Here is a 25,360-nt window from a genome sequence, read left to right on the forward strand (position 1 = left end):
CATGGCGAACAAAACTATTGCACAAACAGGGTCGGCAACAAGTCCAACTACCAATAAGTCTGGAACTTATGTAGAGGTGCCATTACAGGACACAATCCCAATTATATTTGTGCCCGGCATTATGGGTTCAAATATTTTTAATACTGTTTTGGGTAAGCCAGTATGGATGATTGGTAATGGCGTTTCTGGTCAAGTTAAAACCTTAACCAAACAGATGGGAAAAACTCCTGCTGAGCTACAGACAGAGTTAGACCCTTTAAACACAAGAGTGGATACAAGCGGTGATATCGTAGTTGACCGACGACTAAAGCTTACCGAAAAAACACTGCGGGAACGTTATTGGGGAACTGTACATTGGGATAGTTATGGTGGAATTCTAACTTATTTACAAATGGTATTGAATAACGTTGATTTAAATGAAAAACCGATTTATGCAACAGGCTTGGGAGGAGGATATGCTGCTGTTCAACAAATGAAACAGCAAGAGTCAGTTTATGAGTGGAAAAGTTTATTAAATCAGGCTGAGCCCTCAAATTGGTCCCCTCAAGAATCATTTGTGCCAGTTAATCAACAAGAAATAGAGCATCTTAAGAAATTCCATTTTCCTGTCTATGCGATGGGTTATAACTGGTTACAGTCGAGTGAAAATGGTGCAGCGATTGTTGCCCAAAAACTAGATAAAATAAAACAAGAATATGGTGCACGGTTCCATAAGTTTATTATCGTAACTCACTCTATGGGTGGTCTTTTAACACGTAGATTAGTTCAATTACGTAGTGCCGATATTGCAGGGGTGGTGCATGGGGTGATGCCTGCTGAAGGAGCAGCAGCGGCTTATCGTCGTATTGTGGCAGGTTCTGGAGATGTCGGAGCATTACCTGCTTATGTACTTGGTAAGAATACTGAACATGTTACTGCTGTGCTTGCAAATGCTCCGGGTGGTTTAGAGCTTTTACCAAGTAAAGCTTACAATAATGGACGGCCATGGCTATTCCTGAACGGCTCTGGGCTTATGAATGGGAAAGACTTACAAACCAATGTCGCTCCTCTCCCTAAAAGTGACCCTTACGAAGAAATATATAAAGCTGACGGGGTGTGGTGGGAAATGGTCAAGAATGAATTAATTGATCCTGCTCGGATGATCAAGAAAGATAATCCTAGTCAGAGAGCCAAAGATGTATATTTCAAAAAAATTGAAAAAGTAAAAGAGTTTCATTCAAAAATTACCAATAAATATCATCCATGTACTTATGTTAACTATGGACATGACTCTAAGCATTTAAGTTTTGGAACACTCACATGGACATTAGATCGACCATTGAGAGGTTTAACGGCCGAGCAAATGAAAAGGCTACCAAGAGCAACAGCAAAGCAAATAGGTACATATCGCCAAAAAATTGTTCAAGAACAAATGGTAAAAATTAAAGAAGGCAAAGGTGCCGATGCTAACAATCGTGACTTAGCACTTGAGAATAATGGTATCCGCTATATTTCGTTAGTAAGTGGTAATCTGGGTGTCTTTTCAATCTCCAATCAAAACGCAGCTGGAGATGGTACCGTACCGCACCAGTCTGGTTCTGCTCCACTAAAGCAGCCTGGAGTTAAACAAGTATTCAAAATGAAAGGTTTTGATCATCAAGGTAGTTATAACAATACTCTGGTTAGGCGTTCTGTACTTTATTCTATAGTCAAAATTATTAAGGAAAATAATATCCAACCGAAATATAGATAAATTAAAAGAGATATATGGCCTTCAGTGGTTTTAGGGTTGAAATACTATGTTAAGTTCAGCAAATATTGGACATGGGATAATGTTGGCTTTGATTGCTCTGGTTAGCATTATTCTCCTAATTATCACAGGTATTACTGCTTTATTTAGGCTTAAAAGCAAGAATAAATCTGAGACAAAAGATATGATAATTATATCATTTGCTTTGATTGGAATTACTGGCTTGTTATTTTCATGCTCAGGTTAATAAAAGAGACATACTCTTCACGGGTAAACGTTTACCTAACAAAGAAAAAGTAACATCCGCAACTTCCAACGGGTCTGAACTAGTCCAAATAATATGATTCCCCTCATTTGGACTTTCAGAACTTAAATCATATTGATTGAGTTGACGCATTAATTGCGCAGTTACAGCTTCCGAAGGCTCAATAATTTGAATATCACGGCCTACAATTTCCTGAATCGCATCTGAAACAAACGGATAATGGGTACATCCTAAAATAATCGTATCGACTTTTTGTTCGACCAACGGCGCCAAAATATTTTTTAAATAATCTTTAACTTCCGCGGTATGTGCTTTACCCGTTTCAATTTTTTCGGCCAAACCAATACACGGCACTAAAGACACTTTAATATGTTGCGCATACGTTTCAATTAAACTTTTTAAGTTTTTGCCCTTTACCGTGGTGGCAGTTGCCAAGACAGCAATATGCTTAGTTTGTGTGATTGCTACAGCAGGTTTTACGGCTGGTTCTATCGCAATAAGTGGCACATTAATTTGCGCTCTAATCGTTTCAATCGCTACAGCCGTCATGGTATTACAAGCAATCACAATCGCTTTGCATTTACCATGAGCAGCTAGGTTTGAAATTAAATGCGTGGTCCTTGAAACAATCCAGTCGCTTTCTCTGTCTCCATAAGGGACATATTTCGAGTCGGCGAAATAGATAATGTCTTCATTTGGAAGCGCCTCCCGAATATGCTTAAAGAGAGACAACCCGCCTAAACCAGAGTCAATCATTCCAATCGGGTTGTTATTGTTATTCATGCTTTATCCTGTATTTCATGTGTTTAGAAAAATTCTTTCATGGTTGCTAAGTCTGTTAGCACGACTTTGGGCTGAATGGTTTTTAATTTTTCGGCCGATGTATACCCCCAACCTACCCCAGCAAAATCAATGCCTGCCTTATGTGCAGCTTCGCCATCCGTGGTTTGGTCGCCGACATAAATTGCTTGGTTTTTACTTACATCCAAAATGTTGAGAACACGCTTTATTCGCTTCGCTTTGCCAAATATAGACGAGCCACCATCAATATGGCTAAAAAGCTCACAGAGTTCTTTACCCAGTACATTTTGACAGTTTTCTTTAGAGTTTGAAGTAATAATTGCGAGCGTATAACCCCGCTTATGCAGTTCAATTAAGTGGTCCCGCATACCCTCAAACAAATGAATTTCTTCATCTCTTTCTTTCATTAACCGAATAAAATCTTTCGCAATCCAAGGCAATTTCCACCTAGAAACATTCATCTCTTTCATAATTTCTTTTGGTGAAAGATGTTTGTACTGCTCTACTTCATGTAACTCTACAGATTTAAATTTATGTTTCTTGGCAAGCTGATTTAAAGCACCTAAAAAAAAGCTAAAGGAGTCGACTAAAGTACCGTCCATATCAAAAATAATAGCCTGATATTCTTTTAGGTTTTTTTCCATTTCTAGTTTCAAAAATATATTTTTTATTATTATATTCTGTTTTCTATCGGTTTTTAAATCAGGCCCAACGAGGACCTGATCTAAATTTCGACTTTTCTTTTAAGCTGCCGCTTTTTGTTCCTTAATCCAATTTTTAATACGTGCATCCAGAATATTTAAAGGCAGTGTTCCTGCATTTAAAATCATGTCATGGAATGCTTTGATATCAAAACGGTCTCCAAGCTCCTGTTTGGCTAGCTCCCGTAGCTCTAAAATTTTCAGTTGGCCCATCTTATATGCTAATGCTTGAGCAGGAATAGCAATATATCGATCAGTCTCTGCCTGAATATCTGGTTCATCTAAAGCTGAGTGTTCACGCATAAAATCAATCATTTGCTGACGGGTCCATTTTTTATAATGCACGCCAGTGTCAACCACTAAACGACAAGCGCGGAACAACTCACTCGATAGTCTTCCATAATCTGAAAGCGGGTCTTTATAGAAACCAACATCTTTACCCAGTTGCTCTGCGTAAAGTGCCCATCCTTCAATATAAGCGGTATGGTTGGGTTGCTTTCGGAACATCGGCAAATTTGGCAGGTTTTGGGCAATATCAATCTGCATATGGTGGCCGGGAATTGCCTCATGATAAGCGGTCGCTTCCATTGATATTTTGGAACGTTCAGAGAAGTCGCCAGTATTTACATATACTTGTCCGGGACGTGAACCATCAGGCGTGCCTTGGTGATACTCCGCACCTGCCGCTTCTTTTTCTCGATATTGCTCTACAGGTAAAACTTCCACTTTATTTTTGGGTAATAAGCCAAACAGCTTCGGCAACTCTGGTTGCATTTGGGCAATATACCCGCGATAAATCTCTAAAATTTCTTCACGAGATTTTGGAAAAACAGCGGGATTTGTTTTTAAAGATTGTTGGAAACTTTTTAAATCATTAAAACCTTGTGCTTTAGCAATTTTCAGCATTTCCGCTTCTATACGAGCAACTTCTTTTAACCCGAGCTGATGAATAGTTTCAGGGCTTTCCGACGTGGTTGTATTGTTTTCTACATAAAAACGATAGAGCTCGTCACCGTTTGGCAAACTCCATATACCCTCGTGATGTCGTCCATAGGGTAAGTAATTTTTCTGAATAAACGTCCCGAGTTTTTGATAAGCAGGGCGAACATTCTGATCTATGGCCTGTAGTATTTCACGGCTTAAACGCTCTTGTTCTGCTTTTGAAATATTGCTTGGAAATTGCTTTAATGGAGAGGCAAAAACACTGTCCTTCCCTGCTGGAGTTGCAATGCTATCAATCTGCTTTGCCACCTTTTCAATTAAATATTTGGGTGGCATCAAGCCATCTTTTTGTCCTTGTTTCGCTAACTGAATACCTTGCTCAAGAATAAGAGGAATTTGTTTTAAACGAGCAATATAGTCTTGATATTGCTTAGCATTATTAAATGGAATCGAACTAATAAATCCCGGAAATTGTAAATGTAGCCCCCACATTTGATTAAAAGGCATTTCATACAATTTCAAATCATAATTTTTAAGTGTTTCTTTCAACTGATAAATCATTAAATCTTTATTTAATTGATCAGTTGCTGAAAATCCTGTGCTATCAATTGCTTCAAAACGTTTTAAAAAATTTTGCGTAGTTTTTTTATCTTTCTCAATCTGATTTTTTGAAAACTCGGTCCATCGATCGTTGTAGCGTAAATCGCCTAAAGTCGTTGCAGTTTCAGGGTTATTTTTCAAAGTATATTCCCACTGTTCCTGTAAAAGTTGGTTTAAAGCTTTCACCCGAACAGAGACATCACTCTTTTGTTTAGATTGTGATTTTTCGATAGTATTTGTATTTATTTCGGGGGTTGCAGCATTAGAAGAATGAGACATCCAAAATAAAACACTGATACAAGCAAAATGTAAGGTTCTGTTTTTCATTTAATTATCCAAACATATTTAACGAAGTTAAAATAAAGACAAAACAAATTACGTGCCAAGCAGCATATAAAATAGTGTAAAAATCGAGTATTTTTTTAACTAAATGATTTTATAAATTAATTTTCTTTTTAATTAAATTAATTATAGTTGCTATCTATATTCCGTATCTGACTTTAATTTACCAGAAAGTCAAAAAAAAAGCGCACATGAGCGATCTCAGTGCACTTTTTCATTTCTACATTAAAAATTGTTTCTCAAGAAAACAAATATTGATAAACAATATAGGCAGCCAGTTTTGCTGTTCTATTGTCTAAATCAAATTTTGGATTGCACTCAGCAATATCTAGAAGTTTGATTTTGCCAGTCTCTTGAATATGCTTAAAAATTGCTTCAAAAGTCGCTAAATCAATTCCTTTTACAGCAGGTGCACTGACTCCCGGTGCAACCGCAGCCGCGAATACATCTAGATCAATCGTAACGTACAAACAGTCTACTTTTTCAATAAAAGCATCAACCGCTGCAAGCACGTTGTTTAGGTTAAAAATATTAACCTCATGATCACGTAAATATGAACAATTCAGCGCATCGGCAGTATCAAACAAAATTTTAGTATTGGCATGGTTGGCAACCCCAATACATAAATAATTAAATTGTTTTTGATACTGTTCTGAAAGACGAGCTGCCTGTAAAAAAGGTGTTCCAGAGGTGGCATGCTCTGCTTCACGCAAATCAAAATGGGCATCGAAATTAATAATGCCGATTTTTTTATCTGGTGCGTGGGCTTGTACATATTGGAACAGACCGCTAAAGCTGCCAAATGCAACTTCATGTCCACCGCCCAATACAACAGGTTTTAAGCCATGTTCTAGGCTATTTGCGACTTGTTCAGCTAATTCGCTTTGTGCTTGCTCTAAATTGCCATATTCACAGGTCACCGTCCCCAAATCGACAATACTGACTGGACGATGAATTGGTAAGTTAGCAAGTTGGGTACGAATCGCATCTGGTGCGTCGGCAGCACCAACTCGGCCTTTATTACGTTTCACGCCTTCATCAGAGCTAAAACCAATCAGGGCAAATTCAGCATGTTGGGTGGTGTTCACAATATGGTGAATACGTTGATGTGCTTCACCCTCGCCATCATGTCGGCCTTGCCATTTAAATGTGTGATTCATGTGACACCGTTTAAAAAATAACTTCTTGTCCATGCTGAACGACTCGCTTAGGCAAATCTCCGCCCAGCCAGTAAACAATTTCAGATGGATGCTCAATATCCCAAGCGACAAAGTCAGCGACTTTACCCTGCTCCAAACTACCGTGTGTTTGCTCTAAACCGAGCGCTTGTGCAGCATGAATAGTGACACCTGCTAATGCTTGCTCAGGTGTCAGACGGAATAGCGTACTACCCATGTTCAGCATTAAACGCAAAGAAAGTGCCGGAGATGTGCCGGGGTTTAAATCGCTCGATAGCGCAATACGCACGCCATGCTTAATCAGACTTTCAATCGGTGGGTATTGGGTTTCACGCAATAAATAAAAGGCACCCGGTAATAACACTGCAACTGTGCCTGACGCTGCCATTGCTTTGACGTCATCTTCAGTCATGTATTCTAAATGGTCGGCCGACAAAGCATGATAACGTGCTGCTAAGCTTGAGCCACCTAGCGATGAAAGCTGTTCAGCATGAAGTTTAACGGGTAGCCCCAATGATTGTGCCGTTTTAAAAACGCGTTCAACCTGAGCTGGCGAAAATGCTAAATGCTCGCAGAAAGCATCAACAGCATCGACTAAGCCTTCAGTATGCAGTTTAGGCAGCATTTCTGTACAGATATGCTCGATATAAGCGTCGCTTTGGTCTTTGTACTCTGGCGGTAAAGCATGTGCAGCTAAACACGTACTTTTTACCGTCATCGGTAATTTTTCACCAATTTGACGGATCACACGCAGCATTTTGCGCTCGTTTTCGTAGTTGAGTCCGTAGCCAGACTTAATTTCAATGGTGGTTACACCGTCTTGTTGCATGCAGCGAATACGCTTAAGGGCTGAGTTCAGTAATTGTTCTTCGCTGGCTTCTCGGGTTGCACGAACAGTACTGGCAATACCGCCACCACTTGCAGCAATTTCAGCATAACTCACGCCCTGTAAGCGCTTTTCAAACTCAACACTACGGTTACCACCAAATACGCTATGCGTATGACAGTCGATGAACCCTGGGGTTACCCAAGCGCCATTTAAGTCAACTGTTTCGGAATAAGTGTCGGCAGGAAGTTGTTGTTGTTTTCCAATCCAGTGGATGAGATGCCCTTCTGTGACAATTGCAGCATCTTCAATGTAGGAATATTGCCCATTTTGCATGGTGGCAATATGGCAGTTTTGCCAAAGTTTTTTCATTAGCCTATCCTCGAAACTGCCCAACAGTAAAACTATTGGGCAGCTGATTTGTTAGCTTTCCATTTCTATGTTTTGCTGGACAGGCTCACTTTCCTTTCCCAAGCTTTGCTCTGGTTTTACCCAAATACGATAAGCAATAGTTAAGAGAGCAAGCCAAGTGATTCCTACATAAATTGCAGGACGCGAATCTGGGAAGTAGCCCATCATCACTAAAATGAACACCATAAAACCGATTGCAAAAGCAGGGGCATATGGCCAGCCAAATACAGGGAAATCAAGTGCCTTAATTTCAGCAGTAGATAATTTACGGCGCATTGCCACTTGCGAAAGCAAGATCATGAGCCATACCCAAACAGTTGCAAACGTTGCAATTGATGCAATGATGACAAACACATTTTCAGGAATCAGGTAGTTCAGCACCACACCAATTAACAGCACGCCAGCCATAACCACAACAGTCATCCAAGGCACACCATTACGCGATAATTTTTGGAAAATTCGAGGTGCTTGACCACGATTTGCCATACCGTACAACATACGGCCTGCACCAAACACATCACTGTTAATTGCCGAAATTGCAGCAGTTACCACCACAATATTTAAAATATTTGCAGCAGATTTAATGCCTAAGTTTTCAAAAATTTGTACAAACGGACTGCCTTGGCTACCAATCTGGTTCCATGGGAAAATCGACATGAGTACAAATATAGTCAGTACATAGAAAAGTAAAATACGTACCGGAACAGCATTAATTGCTTTAGGTAAAGTAGTTTTCGGGTCTTGTGATTCACCTGCTGTAATACCAATAATTTCGATACCACCGAAAGCAAATACCACTACAGATAAACATGCAACCAAGCCTGCAATGCCATGTGGCATAAAGCCTTCATAGATCCATAAGTTTTGAATCCCTGGCACTACACTGCTATGGTCAGCATGGAAGCCATAGAACATCAAACCTAAGCCACCTAAAATCATGGCAACAATGGCACTCACCTTGACAATTGAGAGCCAAAATTCGAGTTCACCAAAGACTTTCACATGAATGAGGTTAATCGCGCCCAAGAACATGATGAGAGACAAAATCCAGATCCACCGTGGGACATCGGGATACCAGAACCCCATATAAATACCAAACGCAGTGACATCGGCAATTGCAACAATCACCATCTCAAAAACATAAGTCCAGCCTGTCGTAAAGCCGGCCAAAGGACCAATGTATTGAGAAGCATAGTGGCTAAATGAGCCAGAGACAGGGTTATGGACTGCCATTTCACCCAGTGCGCGCATCACAATATAAATTGCAATCCCTGCAACGATGTACGCAAGTAATACTGAAGGCCCTGCCATTTTAATAGCAGTTGCCGAACCATAGAAAAGCCCAGTTCCAATTGCTGAGCCCAATGCCAAGAAACGAATGTGGCGGGTGTTTAAGCCCCGCTGTAGTGTGGAGTTTTGTGACATTATAATCTCCAATCCTTGAGGAAATTTAGTTGGATTCGGCCACTCCATGTGACCGTTTTATCAATCACACTTCAGATAAACTAGGGAGTAGTTTTGGAATGAGTAACTCGTTTAGGCAACCACTCGCAAGCAATTCACTAGCCTGTTCGATATCAGGAGCAAAGAAACGGTCTTCACTGTAGTAAGGAACTTGGTCGCGCAAGATTTTACGAGCTTGTTCAAGTTTAGGCGAGCTTTTTAAACCTTCACGGAAGTCTAGACCCTGACAAGCGCCTAACCATTCAACAGCTAAAATGCCGCGAACGTTATCAGCCATATACCAAAGACGTTTACCAGCATTTGGAGCCATCGATACATGGTCTTCTTGGTTGGCTGAAGTCGGTAAGCTATCCACACTTGCAGGATGTGCAAGCGCTTTGTTGTCACTCGCAAGAGCAGCAGCTGTCACTTGAGCAATCATAAAGCCCGAGTTAACACCACCATTTGCCACCAAGAACGGTGGAAGCTGTGACATATGACGGTCCATCATCATCGAAATACGACGTTCAGACAGTGAACCAATTTCTGCAATTGCCAATGCTAAATTGTCGGCCGCCATTGCAACAGGTTCTGCATGGAAGTTACCACCAGAAATCACGTCACCTTGTTCAGCAAACACAAGTGGGTTATCAGATACGGCATTTGCTTCAATTTCTAATACTTCAGCAGCCTGACGGATTTGAGTTAAACATGCACCCATCACCTGTGGTTGGCAACGTAAAGAATATGGGTCTTGAACTTTGCCACATTCTTCATGTGAACGAGAAATTTCACTCGAATCAGTCAATAAATCGCGATAAGCCGCAGCCACATCAATTTGACCACGTTGGCCGCGTACTTCGTGAATACGCGCATCGAAAGGTGCACGTGAACCAAGCATTGCTTCAACACTTAAGCCACCACAAACTGTCGCGGCAGCAAATAAATCTTCTGCTTCAAATAAGCCGCGTAAAGCGTAAGCTGTCGAAACCTGCGTACCATTTAAAAGTGCCAAACCTTCTTTAGCTGCTAAAGAAATTGGTTCCAAACCTGCAATTTTTAAAGCTTCAACTGCTGGTAACCATTCACCTTTATAACGTGCCTTACTTTCACCAAGTAAAACCAAAGACATGTGTGCAAGGGGTGCCAAGTCACCAGAAGCCCCTACTGAACCTTTCAGTGGAATGTGTGGGTAAACTTCAGCATTAATTAAGGCCAACAAAGCATCAATGACTTTACGACGAATACCAGAGAAACCACGTGCCAAGCTATTTGCTTTCAATAGAATAATTAAACGAACCATTGCATCATCAAGTGCTTCACCTACACCTGCCGCATGCGAAAGAACTAATGAACGCTGTAATTTTTCTAAATCTTCAGGCGCAATTTTAGTTGAAGCAAGTAAGCCAAAACCTGTATTAATACCGTAAGCTGTACGTCCTTCATTTACAATTTGCTCTACACAAGCCACGCTTGCATTAATTGCAGATGAAGCACTTTCATCTAGTTTAACTTTAATTGGGTTGAGATAAGCTTGACGTAAATCGGCTAAGGTCAGTTTTCCCGGTTGGATCAGTAATTCCATGTTGGCTTCCTAATTTTTTGCACTATATTCTGCTGAGACGGTGCTTTTCACAATTGCAAAAAGCACCGCCAGTTCTTCCATGTATTTTTATTGCGTGATCATTGGCAAGTGTAGGCCTTGCTCTTTGGCACAGTTAATCGCAATTTCATAACCTGCATCGGCATGACGCATAACACCTGTTGCAGGGTCATTGGTTAGTACGCGAGCAATACGTGCAGCAGCTTCATCTGTACCGTCACACACAATCACAACGCCTGAGTGTTGAGAGAAGCCCATACCTACACCACCACCATGATGTAGAGACACCCAAGTTGCGCCGCCTGCTGTATTTAACAATGCATTTAATAAAGGCCAGTCTGATACTGCATCTGATCCGTCTTGCATTGCTTCAGTTTCACGGTTAGGACTTGCAACCGAACCTGAGTCTAAGTGGTCACGACCAATCACGATCGGTGCAGACAATTCACCGCTACGAACCATTTCGTTAAATGCCAAACCAAGTTTTGCACGTAAGCCCAAACCTACCCAGCAAATACGCGCTGGTAAGCCTTGGAAGCTAATACGTTCACGAGCCATGTCTAACCAGTGATGTAAATGCTCATCATCAGGAATTAACTCTTTAACTTTGGCATCTGTTTTATAAATATCTTCCGGATCACCAGAAAGCGCTGCCCAACGGAATGGACCAATACCGCGACAGAACAACGGACGGATGTATGCAGGTACGAAGCCCGGGAAATCAAAAGCATTTGCTACGCCTTCTTCTTTCGCCATTTGACGGATGTTATTGCCATAGTCAAATGTTGGAACACCCATTTTTTGGAAATCAAGCATCGCTTGTACATGCTTTGCCATCGACTGTTTTGCAGCTTTTACAACAGCTTCCGGTTCTTTTTTCGCGCGTTCACGGTATTCATCCCAAGTCCAGCCTACTGGTAAGTAGCCATTAAGTGGATCGTGTGCACTTGTTTGGTCAGTTACCATGTCTGGACGTACACCACGGCGTACAAGCTCAGGTAAAATTTCAGCAGCATTACCATGAAGTGCGATTGAAATTGCTTTACCTTCTTTTGTATAACGATCAATACGCGCTAAAGCATCGTCTAAATCAGTTGCTTGTTCATCTACATAACGGGTACGTAAACGGAAATCGATACTTGCTTGTTGGCATTCAATGTTTAAAGAACATGCACCTGCAAGTGTTGCAGCTAAAGGCTGAGCACCACCCATACCGCCTAAACCAGCAGTAAGAACCCAACGACCTTTTAAATCACCATTGTAATGTTGGCGACCTGCCTCAACGAAAGTTTCATAAGTACCTTGTACAATGCCTTGGCTACCAATGTAGATCCATGAACCTGCTGTCATTTGACCGTACATTGCAAGTGCTTTTGCATCTAACTCGTTGAAGTGTTCCCAGTTTGCCCAGTGCGGTACAAGGTTTGAGTTTGCAATTAAAACGCGTGGCGCATCTTTATGAGTTTTAAATACACCTACTGGTTTGCCTGATTGAACTAATAAAGTTTCGTCAGTTTCAAGATTTTTTAGCGTATCTACAATTTTGTCGAAACATTCCCAGTTTCGTGCTGCACGGCCAATACCACCGTATACCACCAACTCTTTCGGGTTTTCTGCAACGTCCGGATCAAGGTTATTCATCAACATACGCAATGGGGCTTCAGTTAACCAACTCTTAGCCGTTAATTCAGTGCCGCGTGGTGCACGAATTTCTACATCACGAAATTTTGTTGTCGTTGTTGTCACAGTCGGACTCCTTCCTTTGAGCTTACATCAGCAGAACATCACTTGTTTCTGCATTTGTATAGTAATGTATTAACTTGTATATACATCCATATACTACACAAATATTTTTCGGCGTGAAGAGGCTTGCTCGTATTTTTTTAAAGAAATTGAATAAGCTTATGAATTAAATTAATTTATTTTTATATCTGATATAAAAAAGCACATGTCTTCTAACAAGACATGTGCTTTTTAATCAGTAAACTATATCTTTTTAACGTTGAATTAACTCAATGATATAGCAACTTTGGAACTGTTTTTTTGGAAAATTGATTGATGTGACACTAGCATTTTTCTCAATTTTTAGCGTCTCATGAGCAGCAAGCTGAACAAAATCATCATCAACGTTCACTTCCGTTTCACCACCCTGATTAAAAATAAAAATCAGGTCTGCCGAGCTTATAAATGCCTGCTCCGCTGCCTCATTCAACCACTGAAAACGGGCATGAAACTTTGCAGGATCATAAATTAAATTTAAATCCCGAATTGCACCGTCTACCAGTCCACTTTGGACCTGACTTTCACCATGAAAAGCAAAAATATCGCCCTGTTTCAGCTTTTTGGCAGGAAGGTTATCGACATGCACTACCATGCCCTGCCCATCGAGTACGCTAATAATGCGTTGCTTATTGGGAAATAACGAAAATGGCCCAGAAGTTGTTACATCTGCCATCGAAATGCGCCACTCAAAGTCGGCTTCACCTTGGCTTCGAGCAATTTCTAAAGTAAAGCCTGCACCATTTTTCCAAAGCATTTTTGTATATTGATCGGCCCTGATCAATTCAATCATGGATTAAATTTCCCTTCGAGATAATAGCGACTGCCCGGATAAATCAATCGTGCACTTGAAATGAGTTGTTTGTTTGACCATGTGCGACGCCGGATGAGTAAACACGGTTCAGCTTTAGTAATCTTTAACCACTTACACTCTTGAGGTGATGCTAAAACGGCCTCAACAATGTGTTCACCTTCTGTCACGGGTGCTTTTGCCATGAGGTAAGCATTTGGGGTAATGGTTTTAAAATCTTGTTCTAAATAATCTGGAATCAGTGCTGCATCAACTAAACGATCTTCGACCTGAACAGGTACATCATTTTCATAATGCACAATAATCGAGTGAAATAATTTTTGCCCTTCGCGAGTCTGCATTAACACGCTTTGCTCTGCATTTGCATAAATTTGTTCTAAGACTAAAACTTCAGCATGGTGCTTATGGTTTCGTGCAATAATCTCATCGGCAATATTGTTAATTTGGAAAAGTGCAGTTCGGCCTTGCCCTTCAGCAACGAAAGAACCAACACCCTGAATTCGAACAAGTAAGCCTTCTGTTGTTAACTCGCGTAGCGCACGGTTTACCGTCATACGGCTACAGCCGAGTTGATTAACCAGTTCACTTTCCGAAGGAATTTTTTTATTTACAGCCCAAGAGCCTTCATAAATCTTTTGTGAAATCAGCTGTTTTACGCGCTGATATAAAGGAACTGGACTATCAGCTTCAATCGAAAGCTCAGTATGTTCTTGTTTTGATGTTCTGGGCATAACAAATACTCAAAAAGGCAGCAGGCAAAAAGGTATTTTAGTTGACATGCTATGTATATACAACCACATACAACATGTTAATTTATGAATTAAATATATTTTAAAAAGTTTAAAAAATAAACATAGCTCGACAAGAGCTAATTTAAAGTTTTATGTAGAGAAATTCAAATATATAAAGGCTTTATCAATATTTATTTAATAGTTATTTCTGCTAAGCCAGTGCCCCATCCTAGAAAACAAAAATATCATTTTTTCTGGTTTACGAAATGATGCTTAAAATTTTTATTTAAAATAACTGATCGATAGTATTCTTCTGCCACACAGTATATTAATAAAACTGGAAGCACATCGAATGCGTAATTATAAAATAGATATTCTTCGAGGAATTTCTATCCTTTTGGTTCTTTTACATCATTTTAATATTCCCTATAAACTCAAAGATACATGGTTAGGTTTTGATTTTTTAGGTGAAGCATTTAGCACAGTCATCGCAAGAAACGGAAATTATGGCGTCACCATGTTTTTTGTGATTTCGGGTTTTTTAATTACCCATCACACTTTAAAACGAGACAAACAATTTTCTGCAATTAACCTCAAGCATTTTTATATCCGACGGGCAGCACGTATTTTACCGTGTCTGGTATTACTCATTTTAGGTGTAAGCATACTTGGTTCATTTGACTTAAAACCCTTTATGAACCAAGCACCGAATGGCATTGAGGTCTCTTATCCTTTAACCATATTTGCAGCCTTAACCTTCTGGATGAATATCCTGATTATTAAATTTGGTTGGGTAAACTACGCTTTGGGCGTGTTGTGGTCGCTCTCTGTAGAAGAAGTTTTTTACTTTGTTTTTCCATTATTGTGTCTACTTACGCGTAGTAATAAGGTCTTTATTACTGTACTTGTTGGAGTGATTTTATATGGACCTTATTTTAGGTCTCTCCATTTTGGAGAAGAAAGCGGTGCCTATTTATATCATTATTTTTCGAGTTTTGATGGTATAGCAATTGGTTGTTTAACGGCGATATTTTCTCATACCTATCGACCAGATTGGACCTATAAAAAACCTCTTTCATGGTTGATTATTTTGAGTATGACCGCTCTATATTTATATGCGCCCATTAAAGAAGTCAGTACATGGGGTATTAGCTTATTTGCTCTTGCCACAGGTTTACTCATTTTGTGTTTCCAACATCCTTCCGAAACACAAGCACATAATCTATTTACCAAAGTGATAGTCTGGTTGGGGCAAAGAAGTTACGAAACTTATTTGTTTCATCTGGTTGTGCTGGGCCTTATGAAAGTTGCTTTTGTTCCGGCTCAAACCGACTCTAGCATCAAAATTATGCTTTTAATTGGCTATTTGGTTCTGACTTTTATCATTAGCGCAGCAATAGAAAAATACTATTCCACCCCACTTAACAGCTACATTCGAAAGGTTTTTATTAAAGATAAATCATAAAAATAAGCCCCTTTAAAATAGGGGCTTATTTAATTAAGCAATCAACATGGTTTCATCTTCTTGCTTAAAAGGATTAGACCAGCTCTGCCAAACTTGCGGACCTAAAGCCATTTCTTCATCACTTAACAAGCAACGATCTAAGCGTTGTATTAAGGCTTGCTCATCCATTTGCATACCAATTAACACCAGCTCCTGACGGGCATCACCTGTGCGAGCATCCCAATTTTTCTTAATTTCTTCAATGCTGGCTAGGTCACTCGGCCAGTCTTCTTCTGCAACGGCGGCCCACCAATAACCTGCCAAGCCGTGTCGAGCTATTGCACCTGCTTGTGACCATGAATAAGCCAATGTCGGTTCGGCAGCCAACCAGAAAAAGCCCTTAGAACGCACGACTCCCGGCCATTCAGCCTGTACCAAATCATAAAAACGCTCGGGATGGAAAGGTCGGCGGGCACGGTAAACAAAGCTACTAATGCCATACTCTTCAGTTTCAGGTGTATGCTCGCCGCGTAACTCTTTTAACCAGCCCGGTGCTTGCGCGGCTTCATCAAAATCAAATAGCTGTGTATTTAAGATTTTGTCTAAAGCGACCTTTCCAAATTGAGCAATTTCAATTCGGGCACGCGGGTTTAACGTTTTTAAAATGGCGATAAGCTGGTCTTGCTGAGCTTGATCAATCAAATCAATTTTATTCAGCACAATCACATCACAAAACTCAATCTGATCGATAAGCAGGTCAACCACAGTTCTCTCATCTTGCTCGCCTAATGATTCGCCGCGTTGTTGTAGGGAGTCAACTGAACTGTAGTCTTTAAGAAAGTTAAACGCATCGACTACCGTAACCATAGTGTCGAGTCGAGCAAACTCATTGAGTGAGTTTCCATCTTCATCTTCAAAAGTAAAAGTTTCTGCCACAGGTAATGGCTCTGAAATACCTGTTGACTCAATCACCAATTGATCAAAGCGCCCTTCATCGGCTAAGCGTCTCACCTCAACCAATAAATCTTCTCGTAACGTACAACAGATACAGCCGTTACTCATTTCAACCAGTTTTTCATCTGTTCTTGAAAGCTCTGCCCCACCTTCGCGTACTAAAGCCGCATCAATATTCACCTCAGACATATCATTAACAATCACGGCAATACGGCGGCCTTCGCGATTATTTAAAATATGGTTGAGTAATGTGGTCTTTCCTGCACCCAAAAAGCCCGATAAAACAGTGACGGGAAGCTTGGCAAATGAGTTGGCGATTGCAGTGTGCATGGCTTGATCTCTTTGAATAATATTTAAACTGATCATGGCTGGCCATTTAAATATGGCCAGATCACAGGCGTAATCTATTTCTAAACCACAATAATGTTATGTTATAACATAACTATTGATCAAGTTTTTATTCCAGTTTTATCTAAGCCAAATCACTTAGTCTTTGAAAAAGTTGCTTTTATAGTCCCTGACAAATTGAGGTTCTATAGTGATGGTCTGGCCCCCATGCTCTAAAACCTTGGCTATCAATATGGATTTGTCCTGAAGCATAAACACCCAGTCCCATATTAAGCGCTTGGCCTTTTGTGGCCCAAAACTGACAAAGCTTGGTTTTAGTTTGTTGAATATTGAACTGGTCTAAGTCGCTAGGCTGTTCTGGCCCAATTCTAAAATCAAGTGCTGCATTAAAGACATGTCGGGAAGCATCAGCACCACCTGCACAGCGGTTTAAAGCTAAAGCTCGATAGACCGAAGTCACTTCAAAATCATTAATTACGCCATCGTCAACCAATGCTTTTAATATATTGAGCGTCGGAACAATGTTGGACCAAATCTCGCGTGGTGGCACTGCGTAAGGCTCAACTCCACATTTTTGCCAGTCTCGGGCTGAACGTAATAACTCGTGGTCTGGAACTAAATCGGCAAGTCCTTTTTGCTTAAGAAATTGCTTATAAGCTTGTACAGACTGTCTGTGATCTGCAGTTGCGATCCAAACGACATAATCTTCAGGCTGTTGTTTGATTTTAACCACAGTTTTAGAGGGTTGAGGCAAAGAGGGAGAGCGATGAGTAATCGTCGGCTGGGGTGTTTGAGTACTACAAGCCGCCAGAGATAATACGAGTAAACCTAAATAACGCTTCATAAATATATTCTATCTTCCCTAAACATCTGGAAGCCTTTAATCATTTAATTTCAGAAATGTTATAATATAACAATTATTAAATCCTTTAATTTCTGTTGTAAATTTTAAAAAATAAAAAAAGGACGTATTTATACGTCCTCTTTAGCTTCTAACTAAGATCTGTTTACATATCGGCTTCTAAAGCATGTACAGGCTGCTCAGCTTTTATTTTACGGCGCTTAAATTGATAAGCCACCATCAAACACAAAATCCATCCTGGAATCATCATAACTGCCACACGCATGTCTGGCGTTAAAGACATCACAACTAAAATTCCAAGCATGAATGCCATGCAAAGATAGTTGCTAAATGGATACATGAAGCTTGGGAATTTAGTCGTTTGACCTTGGCGTTGCATAAATTTACGGAATTTTAAATGTGTCCATGAAATCACAACCCAGTTAATTACAATCGCTGCTACGACAAGCATCATGAGTAAACCGAATGCTTTTTCAGGGAAAATATAATTCAGTAAAACACACAATACCGTCACAAATGCAGAGACTAGAACCGCATTGGTTGGAATACCGCGTTTATTAATACGGGCAAGAGCTTTCGGTGCATTACCTTGCTGGGCAAGACCTAAAAGCATACGGCTACTGCAATAACTGGTTCCGTTATAGACGGAAACTGCAGCTGTCAAAATAACGAAATTTAATAATGTCGCAACACCTTGGCTGTCTAAAGAGGCAAAGACCATCACAAAAGGACTGCCACCTTCTGCCATTTGATTCCATGGAAATAATGAGAATAAAACAAAAAGTGTCGCAATATAGAAAATCAAAATACGATAGATAATCTGGTTTACAGCTTTAGGTAAAGTTTTGTCTGGATCACGCGCTTCAGCAGCAGTAATACCGAAAAGCTCAATACCGCCAAAAGCAAAAATAATCACAGCCATAGCCATAACCAAGCCTTCAATACCAAATGGGAAGAAACCACCTAATGCCCAAAGGTTAGAAATACTGGCCTGAGGCCCTGCTGTGCCGGTTGCAAGTAAATATGAACCGAAACCGATCATGGCTAAAATTGCTAAGATTTTGACAATTGAAAACCAAAATTCCATTTCGCCAAAAAACTTAACATGCAGTAAATTGATACCATTAATGAGAATAAAGAACGTTAGAGCAGATGCCCAGGTTGGGATTTGCGGCCACCAATATTGAATATAAAGACCAATTGCACTTAACTCTGCCATACACACAAGTACATTGAGTACCCAGTAATTCCATCCTGACATGAAGCCTGCAAAAGGTCCCCAATATTTGTAAGCGAAGTGGCTAAAAGACCCACTTACAGGTTCTTCTACGACCATTTCACCGAGCTGGCGCATCATTAAAAAAGCAATAAATCCTGCAATCGCATAACCCAAGATTACCGATGGACCTGCCAATTTAATCGATTGTGATATACCAAGAAACAGCCCTGTACCAATCGCTCCACCCAACGCAATCAGCTGGATGTGACGATTACTCAAACCATGTTTCAGGTTTCCTTGCTCTTGTGTTGACATATGATTATTCTCATCCTTGTCACGTAATTTTTTTCCAATAAATTACGTATATCATAAATTAATCGGATTTTCATAGAGATTGATGAAAAAATAATTGCGTTACTTTTCTCACAACCGCGCATGAAAACAGAAAATGCAAGAAATAACAATTATTATGCAATGTGTAATTAAATTATGTATTGCGTAATTTGATGAATTCAGTATTATAAGAACCATGAAGTAATTGGTTGTTCTCGGTCTCTATCAAACTCATAAGTAAAAAGATGATCTAAATAACGGTTAAAACTTATTGAGTAGCTCAGTCCCTAGACCGAACTTTTATTTGTATAAGACGCGAGATGAAGACAAGGAAGCGAAAATGGAACAAAAACTAAACTCTTTTATTGAAGTTTCACCTCAATCTGATTTCACTATTCATAATTTGCCTTATGGTATTTTTAGTAGAACAGCCGAAGGCGAGCGTCAGGTTGGTGTAGCTATTGGTGATTGGGTCATTGATCTCGCTGCTCTTGAAAAGCATGGTCTTTTAAAACTTTCAGATCAAGACACCTACTTTAACCAGCCTACACTGAATAAATTTATTGAATCGGGCAAAGCCAATTGGTCTAAAGTTCGTAAAACGCTACAGTCTCTTCTTTCAGTTGATAATTTAACGCTTCAAGAAAATGAAGCATTACGTCAGGAAGTTTTAGTCAAGCAAGACAGCGTGACTTTACATTTACCTGTTCAAGTTCCTGGCTATACCGATTTCTATTCTTCTAAAGAACATGCAACCAATGTAGGCTGTATGTTCCGTGACCCTAAAAATGCTTTGCTTCCAAACTGGAGCGAGTTGCCTGTCGGTTATAACGGCCGTGCTAGCTCTGTTGTAGTCAGTGGCACTCACGTCGTACGCCCTTCTGGTCAGATTAAACTTCCAAATGAAGAACGTCCGGTTTTCTCAGCAACTCGCAAGCTCGATTTTGAACTTGAGACTGCATTTATTGTGGGGAAACCAACTCAATTAGGTCAACCAATCGCCATTGAAGATGCATGGGATCATATTTTTGGCATGGTTCTGCTAAACGACTGGTCAGCACGCGATATCCAGCAATGGGAATATGTTCCACTTGGCCCTTTCAACGCGAAAACATTTGCAAGTTCGATTTCTCCTTGGGTCGTCACGCTTGAAGCACTTGAGCCATTTAAAGTGGAAGGCCCAAAACAAGAGCCTAAACCTTTAGCGTATCTACAAGAAAATATCGCGAATAGTTACGACATTAATTTGAGTGTTGAAATTCAAAGCCCGAAATCAACACAACCTGATGTGATCTGCCGTACTAATTTTAAATATATGTATTGGTCTATGGCTCAGCAGCTAACTCACCACACCATTGGAGGCTGTAACGTTCAGGTCGGTGATTTAATGGGTTCAGGTACTATTTCTGGTTCTACACCTGACTCTTATGGTAGCTTGCTTGAGTTGACTTGGAACACCACTAAGCCTCTAACACTTGCGAATGGTGAAACTCGTGGTTTCTTGCAAGACGGCGACACACTCATCATGAAAGGCCACTGTGAGAAAAATGGTATCCGTATTGGTTTTGGTGAAGTCCGAAATACGGTACTTCCTGCATTAACTTTTGATTTTGCAGAAACTTCGGAGCCTAATTATGAAGCTGTATAGTTACTTTCGTAGCTCTGCAGCTTACAGAGTACGGATTGGTCTCAACCTTAAAAGTCTCGCTTATGAAACTGTACCCGTTCATTTAGTTAAAAATGAGCAGCAAAGTGAAGACTATTTAAAGTTAAATCGTAGTGCCTTAGTACCAACTTTAGTGGACGGCGATTTAACCCTGTCACAGTCATTAAGTATTTTGGAATATCTGGATGAACAATATCCTGAAACCAAATTACTTCCAAATGATGTGAAAGAGAGAGCCAAAATCCGTGCTTTTGCACAGGCGATTGCCTGTGATATTCACCCGTTAAATAACTTACGCGTGCTGAAATATTTAAAAAATGATTTAAATGTTTCGGACGAACAAAAAAATTACTGGTATCAGCACTGGATTCTTGAAGGCTTTCAAACACTCGAACAGCAACTTCAAGATTCAAATGGACAATTTTGCTTTGGACAACACGCAACCATTGCCGACTGCTGCCTAATTCCACAGGTTTACAACGCGAAACGCTTCAAGATTGATTTGTCGGCGTTTCCAAAAATTGAATCAATTTATCAACATTGTTTGTCTATCCCAGCCTTCTATAACGCGGCGCCAGAACAACAACCAGATTGGGAATAGTAAAAAGGAGTTTCAACATGACATTTGCCATTAAAAAAATACATCACGTTGCATATCGCTGTAAGGATGCGAAAGAAACTGTTGAGTGGTATAAAAAAATGCTCAACATGGACTTTATCTTAGCTTTTGCAGAAGACCATGTACCTTCAACGAAAGCCTTTGACCCGTATATGCATTTATTCCTAGATGCAGGCCAAGGCAATGTTTTAGCATTTTTTGAATTGCCAACCCAACCAGAAATGGGCCGTGATGAAAATACGCCTCAATGGGTGCAACATATTGCCTTTGAAGTTGAAGATTTAAATGCTCTTTTAGCTGCCAAAAAACATTTGGAAGAAAACGGCGTTAAAGTGTTAGGTATTACCAACCACGGTATCTTCCACTCAATTTATTTCTTTGACCCAAATGGACATCGTTTAGAACTGACTTATAACGATGCACATGCTGAAGAAAAAATTGCAAAAATTACTGAAGAAATGAAAACTGAAATGTTAGAGGAATGGAGCAAAACCAAACGCGCTCCACACCATACTCATTTCTTGCATGAAGAAGAATTAGGCGCGTAATTCTTTCAAAGCAATCGTTTTAAAAGTCGGCATTGATGGGAATAGTTTGAATGAACTGTTCTATATCAATGCCGATTTATATTGTTTAAATCTACTAAACCTCTATCAATTTACGCTATAAATGTAAGATGAAGGTGTTTGTAAAAATTGTGGATTATTAAACATGTGAATTTCGCTAATAGAAAAAGGTGATTTCTATTTTTCTATAGGCTCAGGCATGATGTAAAACGCATCAATGCCAATTTATGTTCTGAACAAAACTGTTTAACTGCTGAAGTAAATCGATTAAGGGTATTTAAATGATTGAAGAAAAAATATCTGGGGGGGTTCAATCACTTGAAGTTGGCTTATCCGTACTAAATGCCCTTTTAGAGCACAATCAACCCATTATTCTCAAAGACTTATCTAGTAAGCTTGAGATGCATCCTGCCAAAGTACACCGCTACTTGGTGAGCTTAATTCGCATGGATTACGCCAAACAACTTGAGGATGGCCAATATGCCTTAGGTGATCAAGCATGGCGTTTAGGCTTAAACTGCATTCAGCACAGCGATACTTTACAGTTAGTACAACATTTAATTTACGACTTACAAAGCAAAATTGGCTGTGGTATTCAAATTAGTAAGTGGTCACCCAAAGGCCCTGTCGTGGTTCAATCGATTGAATCTAACCACCCAATTTCGATTGTGACCAAAGTTGGCTCAATTATGCCTTTAGTCAATTCTGCTGCTGGGCGTTTATTTGCTTCTTACCTTCCTGAGCATTTTGTTCGTCCTTTATTAGAAACTGAGTGGCAAAAACATCAGGAACTTGGGCTAAACATTGCGCCACATAACTGGGAAGAATTTTTAGAACTTAAAGAGACGATCCGCCAACAACAAATGTCTGCGGCGAAAGGTGATTTACTTACCGGTATTAACGCAGTAGGCCTGCCAGTATTTAACTCAAACCAAGGGATTGAGTTTTGTATTGTGGCGCTTGATAGCGAAATGTTTTTACCTGTTGACCCACAAAGTAAAATTATTGAAACACTTAAAAATGAGATTAATTCAATTAATCAATATATTAAAAGCCGCTAATCAATAGCCATAAAAAAACCAAGAGCATTGCTCTTGGTTTTTTTAGATTAGAGACAAAGCAAAACTTATTTTGCTTCGAGCACACCACGGCGAATCTGGTCACGTTCAATCGATTCAAACAATGCCTTGAAGTTACCTTCACCGAAACCGTCGTCATCTTTACGTTGAATAAATTCGAAGAAGACTGGCCCAATCATATTTTCAGAGAAGATTTGTAATAAAAGCTTCTTCTGGCCATCTTTAGTACTGCCGTCTAATAAAATACCACGTTGTTTTAACTCTTCAGTTGGTTCACCATGTTCAGGTAAACGCTCTTCAAGCATTTCATAATACGTATTTGGCGGTGGTGTCATAAACTTAAGACCCAAGCCTTTTAACTTATCCCAAGTCGAAATTAAGTCATCACAAATAAACGCGATATGCTGAATACCTTCGCCATTAAAATCAGCTAAGAATTCTGCAATTTGACCGTTACCCTTGTCTGAGTCTTCATTTAAAGGAATACGGATCATGCCATCTGGTGCAGTTAATGCTTTAGAGGTTAAACCTGTATATTCACCTTTAATATCGAAATAACGAATTTCCTGGAAGTTGAAAATCTTCTCGTAGAAGTTTGCCCAATATTCCATACGTCCTTTGTAGACGTTATGAGTTAAGTGGTCGATTTCTTTTAAACCCGCACCTTCAGGGTTACGCTGCGCATCATCAAAGAAAACAAAGTCATTTTCATAAATATCGCGGTCAACTAAGAAGATTGGCATGCCACCAATACCTTTAATTGCCGGAATGTTAAGCTCCATTGGCCCAACTTTTGAGTACATTGGTTCTGCACCAAGCTCAACCGCCTTTTTAAAAGCTTTTGCTGCATCACGAGTTTTGAATCCCATCGCACAAGCAGATGGACCATGCTCATTAAAAAAGAATGAAGCATAAGATTCTGGCTGATAATTCAGGATAATATTGATATTTCCTTGACGCCATAAGTACGCTTTTTTCGATTTATGCTTGGCTACTTTTGAAAAGCCGATTGTTTCAAAAATTGGATCTAATTCATTTTCTTTTGAAACAAACTCAATAAATGCAAAACCGCATAATTCTAATGGGTTCTCTAAAATATCCATCTAGTTTCCCTCTGGTAATTACCTGATCCGTTTACTTCTCATGCTGATCTGGTCAGCTCCTTTCTCTATAGAATACGCATTTGCTGGGAGTATGTTTGAACCGTCAAAATGCCTTAGCCCAACGCATCCTATGAGAAAAAAACCAATAACTAAAACGAAGATTGAGTGAGCGCAAAGCTGATGATTAATTTCCCTTCTATATGGTGTTTGTTTTCCATACACACTGTCCTTTCTTATCTAAAAGTACGATTGAGATTTTTCAATAAACCTTTAAAAATCGTCTTTTCCTAAAGTTATTCCTAGATTTATGGAGGCCAACATCCTTGTTGGACCTCCAATGGCCATTTACCTTAAAACAGATGCTACTAAAAACAATTAAATTATGCAATACATAATTTAATTATGAATTGTGTAATTTATTAATCAAATTACTTCGTTTGTTTGTGCTTGTTTTAGATTTCATATTTTATAAATCATTGGGTACACTCACATGGCTTTTAAAGTTCTAAGGGCGGAAAAATCATGCTTTTAATCAGTGCCTGTTTAATTGGGGAGCCTGTACGCTACGATGGCCGCTCTTGCTTACACACTACACTTAAGCAATTATTTTTAAATAAAAAAGCGCATGCACTTTGTCCAGAGTTATTAGGTGGTTTTACTACTCCAAGGTTACCTGCAGAAATTGTTGGGGGTACGGGGCAAAATGTGCTTGATGGCAAGGCAAGAATCATAGATTCATCTGGTTTAGATGTGACTGAGCTATATTTAAAAGGCGCCTACCGTACTTTAGATATTGCACGGCAAATACAAGCAACTTGTGTGGTTTTAAAAGAAAACAGTCCGTCCTGCGGTAGTCAAAAAATTTATAACGGTACTTTCCAAGGCGAGAAGATCACGGGTGTTGGGATTACCACGGCACTGTTACAGCGCCATGGTTTTGAAGTGATTTCTGAAAATGAGATTGAAGAATGGTTAGCAGCACATCCTCTTTGTTGATCTACCCAA

Annotated in this window: 22 protein-coding genes; 8 read left to right on the plus strand and 14 right to left on the minus strand. The window is 39.8% G+C overall.

The window, feature by feature from the left end; translation table 11 throughout:
• Position 1: 1 nt before the first annotated feature.
• Both RFX69_RS06765 and RFX69_RS06770 read left to right on the plus strand, forming a co-directional pair.
• Entirely contained in the window at positions 2-1,732 is a 1,731-nt protein-coding gene (locus RFX69_RS06765; RefSeq protein ID WP_257934860.1) for a triacylglycerol lipase, read from the plus strand.
• Positions 1,733-1,778: 46 nt separating this feature from the next.
• Entirely contained in the window at positions 1,779-1,976 is a 198-nt protein-coding gene (locus tag RFX69_RS06770) for a hypothetical protein (protein WP_270900884.1), read from the plus strand.
• On the opposite strand, the gene murI is transcribed toward RFX69_RS06770, so the two are convergent.
• The 10 genes from murI to hutC all read right to left on the minus strand — a co-directional run bounded on the left by murI (position 1,968) and on the right by hutC (position 14,162).
• Positions 1,968-2,777, minus strand: coding sequence for a glutamate racemase (gene murI, locus RFX69_RS06775; RefSeq protein WP_289332964.1), 810 nt, complete (start codon positions 2,775-2,777; stop codon positions 1,968-1,970). The genes RFX69_RS06770 and murI overlap by 9 nt on opposite strands.
• Positions 2,778-2,800: 23 nt before the next feature.
• A complete protein-coding gene (locus tag RFX69_RS06780; protein ID WP_272310452.1) occupies positions 2,801-3,439 on the minus strand; it encodes an HAD family hydrolase in 639 nt (212 codons plus the stop codon).
• Between the two features lie 99 nt (positions 3,440-3,538).
• Positions 3,539-5,365, minus strand: a complete 1,827-nt coding sequence (locus tag RFX69_RS06785) for a DUF885 family protein (RefSeq protein WP_289332963.1) — start codon at positions 5,363-5,365, stop codon at positions 3,539-3,541.
• Between the two features lie 254 nt (positions 5,366-5,619).
• Positions 5,620-6,540, minus strand: a complete 921-nt coding sequence (gene hutG, locus RFX69_RS06790; protein ID WP_001016884.1) for a formimidoylglutamase — start codon at positions 6,538-6,540, stop codon at positions 5,620-5,622.
• Positions 6,541-6,550: 10 nt separating this feature from the next.
• Positions 6,551-7,756, minus strand: a complete 1,206-nt coding sequence (gene hutI / locus RFX69_RS06795) for an imidazolonepropionase (RefSeq protein ID WP_289332962.1) — start codon at positions 7,754-7,756, stop codon at positions 6,551-6,553.
• A 51-nt stretch (positions 7,757-7,807) separates the two neighbouring features.
• Positions 7,808-9,220 carry an amino acid permease gene (locus RFX69_RS06800; protein WP_000081464.1) on the minus strand — a complete coding sequence of 471 codons (1,413 nt, stop codon included), beginning with the start codon at positions 9,218-9,220 and terminating at the stop codon, positions 7,808-7,810.
• Positions 9,221-9,284: 64 nt separating this feature from the next.
• The gene (hutH, locus tag RFX69_RS06805) at positions 9,285-10,823 is read right to left on the minus strand and encodes a histidine ammonia-lyase (protein ID WP_000421600.1); all 1,539 of its coding nucleotides are present in this window, start codon (positions 10,821-10,823) and stop codon (positions 9,285-9,287) included.
• An 87-nt stretch (positions 10,824-10,910) separates the two neighbouring features.
• Entirely contained in the window at positions 10,911-12,587 is a 1,677-nt protein-coding gene (hutU, locus tag RFX69_RS06810) for a urocanate hydratase (RefSeq protein WP_000214181.1), read from the minus strand.
• Between the two features lie 250 nt (positions 12,588-12,837).
• Positions 12,838-13,413 carry a HutD family protein gene (locus tag RFX69_RS06815; protein WP_289332961.1) on the minus strand — a complete coding sequence of 192 codons (576 nt, stop codon included), beginning with the start codon at positions 13,411-13,413 and terminating at the stop codon, positions 12,838-12,840.
• Complete coding sequence (gene hutC / locus RFX69_RS06820; protein WP_001138319.1) at positions 13,410-14,162, minus strand: histidine utilization repressor; 753 nt, start codon at positions 14,160-14,162, stop codon at positions 13,410-13,412. The genes RFX69_RS06815 and hutC overlap by 4 nt, the downstream gene beginning before the upstream one ends.
• A 352-nt stretch (positions 14,163-14,514) precedes the next feature.
• Between hutC and RFX69_RS06825 the strand changes: the two genes are divergently transcribed.
• Positions 14,515-15,627, plus strand: a complete 1,113-nt coding sequence (locus RFX69_RS06825) for an acyltransferase (RefSeq protein WP_289332960.1) — start codon at positions 14,515-14,517, stop codon at positions 15,625-15,627.
• Positions 15,628-15,660: 33 nt separating this feature from the next.
• On the opposite strand, the gene zigA is transcribed toward RFX69_RS06825, so the two are convergent.
• From zigA to RFX69_RS06840, 3 genes are all read right to left on the minus strand, one after another.
• Positions 15,661-16,926, minus strand: a complete 1,266-nt coding sequence (gene zigA, locus RFX69_RS06830) for a zinc metallochaperone GTPase ZigA (RefSeq protein ID WP_289332959.1) — start codon at positions 16,924-16,926, stop codon at positions 15,661-15,663.
• Positions 16,927-17,068: 142 nt separating this feature from the next.
• On the minus strand, positions 17,069-17,752 hold the full coding sequence (locus tag RFX69_RS06835; protein WP_032061085.1) for a D-Ala-D-Ala carboxypeptidase family metallohydrolase: 684 nt from the start codon (positions 17,750-17,752) through the stop codon (positions 17,069-17,071).
• A 163-nt stretch (positions 17,753-17,915) separates the two neighbouring features.
• The gene (locus RFX69_RS06840) at positions 17,916-19,304 is read right to left on the minus strand and encodes an amino acid permease (RefSeq protein WP_000107088.1); all 1,389 of its coding nucleotides are present in this window, start codon (positions 19,302-19,304) and stop codon (positions 17,916-17,918) included.
• Between the two features lie 358 nt (positions 19,305-19,662).
• Here RFX69_RS06840 and fahA point away from each other — a divergent pair, with 358 nt between their 5' ends.
• From fahA to RFX69_RS06860, 4 genes are all read left to right on the plus strand, one after another.
• Positions 19,663-20,970 carry a fumarylacetoacetase gene (gene fahA / locus RFX69_RS06845; protein WP_032061084.1) on the plus strand — a complete coding sequence of 436 codons (1,308 nt, stop codon included), beginning with the start codon at positions 19,663-19,665 and terminating at the stop codon, positions 20,968-20,970.
• Complete coding sequence (maiA, locus tag RFX69_RS06850) at positions 20,957-21,589, plus strand: maleylacetoacetate isomerase (RefSeq protein WP_000781238.1); 633 nt, start codon at positions 20,957-20,959, stop codon at positions 21,587-21,589. The genes fahA and maiA overlap by 14 nt, the downstream gene beginning before the upstream one ends.
• Positions 21,590-21,606: 17 nt before the next feature.
• Positions 21,607-22,155, plus strand: a complete 549-nt coding sequence (locus RFX69_RS06855) for a VOC family protein (protein ID WP_000141646.1) — start codon at positions 21,607-21,609, stop codon at positions 22,153-22,155.
• Positions 22,156-22,454: 299 nt separating this feature from the next.
• Entirely contained in the window at positions 22,455-23,234 is a 780-nt protein-coding gene (locus RFX69_RS06860) for an IclR family transcriptional regulator (RefSeq protein ID WP_000568800.1), read from the plus strand.
• A 65-nt stretch (positions 23,235-23,299) separates the two neighbouring features.
• Here the strand turns inward: RFX69_RS06860 and hppD are convergent, their stop codons facing one another.
• A complete protein-coding gene (hppD, locus tag RFX69_RS06865; RefSeq protein WP_000353163.1) occupies positions 23,300-24,355 on the minus strand; it encodes a 4-hydroxyphenylpyruvate dioxygenase in 1,056 nt (351 codons plus the stop codon).
• Between the two features lie 522 nt (positions 24,356-24,877).
• Here hppD and RFX69_RS06870 point away from each other — a divergent pair.
• Complete coding sequence (locus RFX69_RS06870) at positions 24,878-25,351, plus strand: DUF523 domain-containing protein (protein WP_289332860.1); 474 nt, start codon at positions 24,878-24,880, stop codon at positions 25,349-25,351.
• Positions 25,352-25,360 lie beyond the last annotated feature (9 nt).

This window comes from Acinetobacter sp. 148, assembly GCF_031196675.1.
GTDB classification, from domain to species: domain Bacteria; phylum Pseudomonadota; class Gammaproteobacteria; order Pseudomonadales; family Moraxellaceae; genus Acinetobacter; species Acinetobacter baumannii.

Coding starts and splice junctions, on each gene's coding strand:
- RFX69_RS06765 (WP_257934860.1), top strand. CDS start 2: ATGGCGAACAAAACTATTGCACAAACAGGGTCGGCAACAAGTCCAACT.
- RFX69_RS06770 (WP_270900884.1), top strand. CDS start 1,779: ATGTTAAGTTCAGCAAATATTGGACATGGGATAATGTTGGCTTTGATT.
- murI (WP_289332964.1), bottom strand. CDS start 2,777: ATGAATAACAATAACAACCCGATTGGAATGATTGACTCTGGTTTAGGC.
- RFX69_RS06780 (WP_272310452.1), bottom strand. CDS start 3,439: ATGGAAAAAAACCTAAAAGAATATCAGGCTATTATTTTTGATATGGAC.
- RFX69_RS06785 (WP_289332963.1), bottom strand. CDS start 5,365: ATGAAAAACAGAACCTTACATTTTGCTTGTATCAGTGTTTTATTTTGG.
- hutG (WP_001016884.1), bottom strand. CDS start 6,540: ATGAATCACACATTTAAATGGCAAGGCCGACATGATGGCGAGGGTGAA.
- hutI (WP_289332962.1), bottom strand. CDS start 7,756: ATGAAAAAACTTTGGCAAAACTGCCATATTGCCACCATGCAAAATGGG.
- RFX69_RS06800 (WP_000081464.1), bottom strand. CDS start 9,220: ATGTCACAAAACTCCACACTACAGCGGGGCTTAAACACCCGCCACATT.
- hutH (WP_000421600.1), bottom strand. CDS start 10,823: ATGGAATTACTGATCCAACCGGGAAAACTGACCTTAGCCGATTTACGT.
- RFX69_RS06815 (WP_289332961.1), bottom strand. CDS start 13,413: ATGATTGAATTGATCAGGGCCGATCAATATACAAAAATGCTTTGGAAA.
- hutC (WP_001138319.1), bottom strand. CDS start 14,162: ATGCCCAGAACATCAAAACAAGAACATACTGAGCTTTCGATTGAAGCT.
- RFX69_RS06825 (WP_289332960.1), top strand. CDS start 14,515: ATGCGTAATTATAAAATAGATATTCTTCGAGGAATTTCTATCCTTTTG.
- zigA (WP_289332959.1), bottom strand. CDS start 16,926: ATGATCAGTTTAAATATTATTCAAAGAGATCAAGCCATGCACACTGCA.
- RFX69_RS06835 (WP_032061085.1), bottom strand. CDS start 17,752: ATGAAGCGTTATTTAGGTTTACTCGTATTATCTCTGGCGGCTTGTAGT.
- RFX69_RS06840 (WP_000107088.1), bottom strand. CDS start 19,304: ATGTCAACACAAGAGCAAGGAAACCTGAAACATGGTTTGAGTAATCGT.
- fahA (WP_032061084.1), top strand. CDS start 19,663: ATGGAACAAAAACTAAACTCTTTTATTGAAGTTTCACCTCAATCTGAT.
- maiA (WP_000781238.1), top strand. CDS start 20,957: ATGAAGCTGTATAGTTACTTTCGTAGCTCTGCAGCTTACAGAGTACGG.
- RFX69_RS06855 (WP_000141646.1), top strand. CDS start 21,607: ATGACATTTGCCATTAAAAAAATACATCACGTTGCATATCGCTGTAAG.
- RFX69_RS06860 (WP_000568800.1), top strand. CDS start 22,455: ATGATTGAAGAAAAAATATCTGGGGGGGTTCAATCACTTGAAGTTGGC.
- hppD (WP_000353163.1), bottom strand. CDS start 24,355: ATGGATATTTTAGAGAACCCATTAGAATTATGCGGTTTTGCATTTATT.
- RFX69_RS06870 (WP_289332860.1), top strand. CDS start 24,878: ATGCTTTTAATCAGTGCCTGTTTAATTGGGGAGCCTGTACGCTACGAT.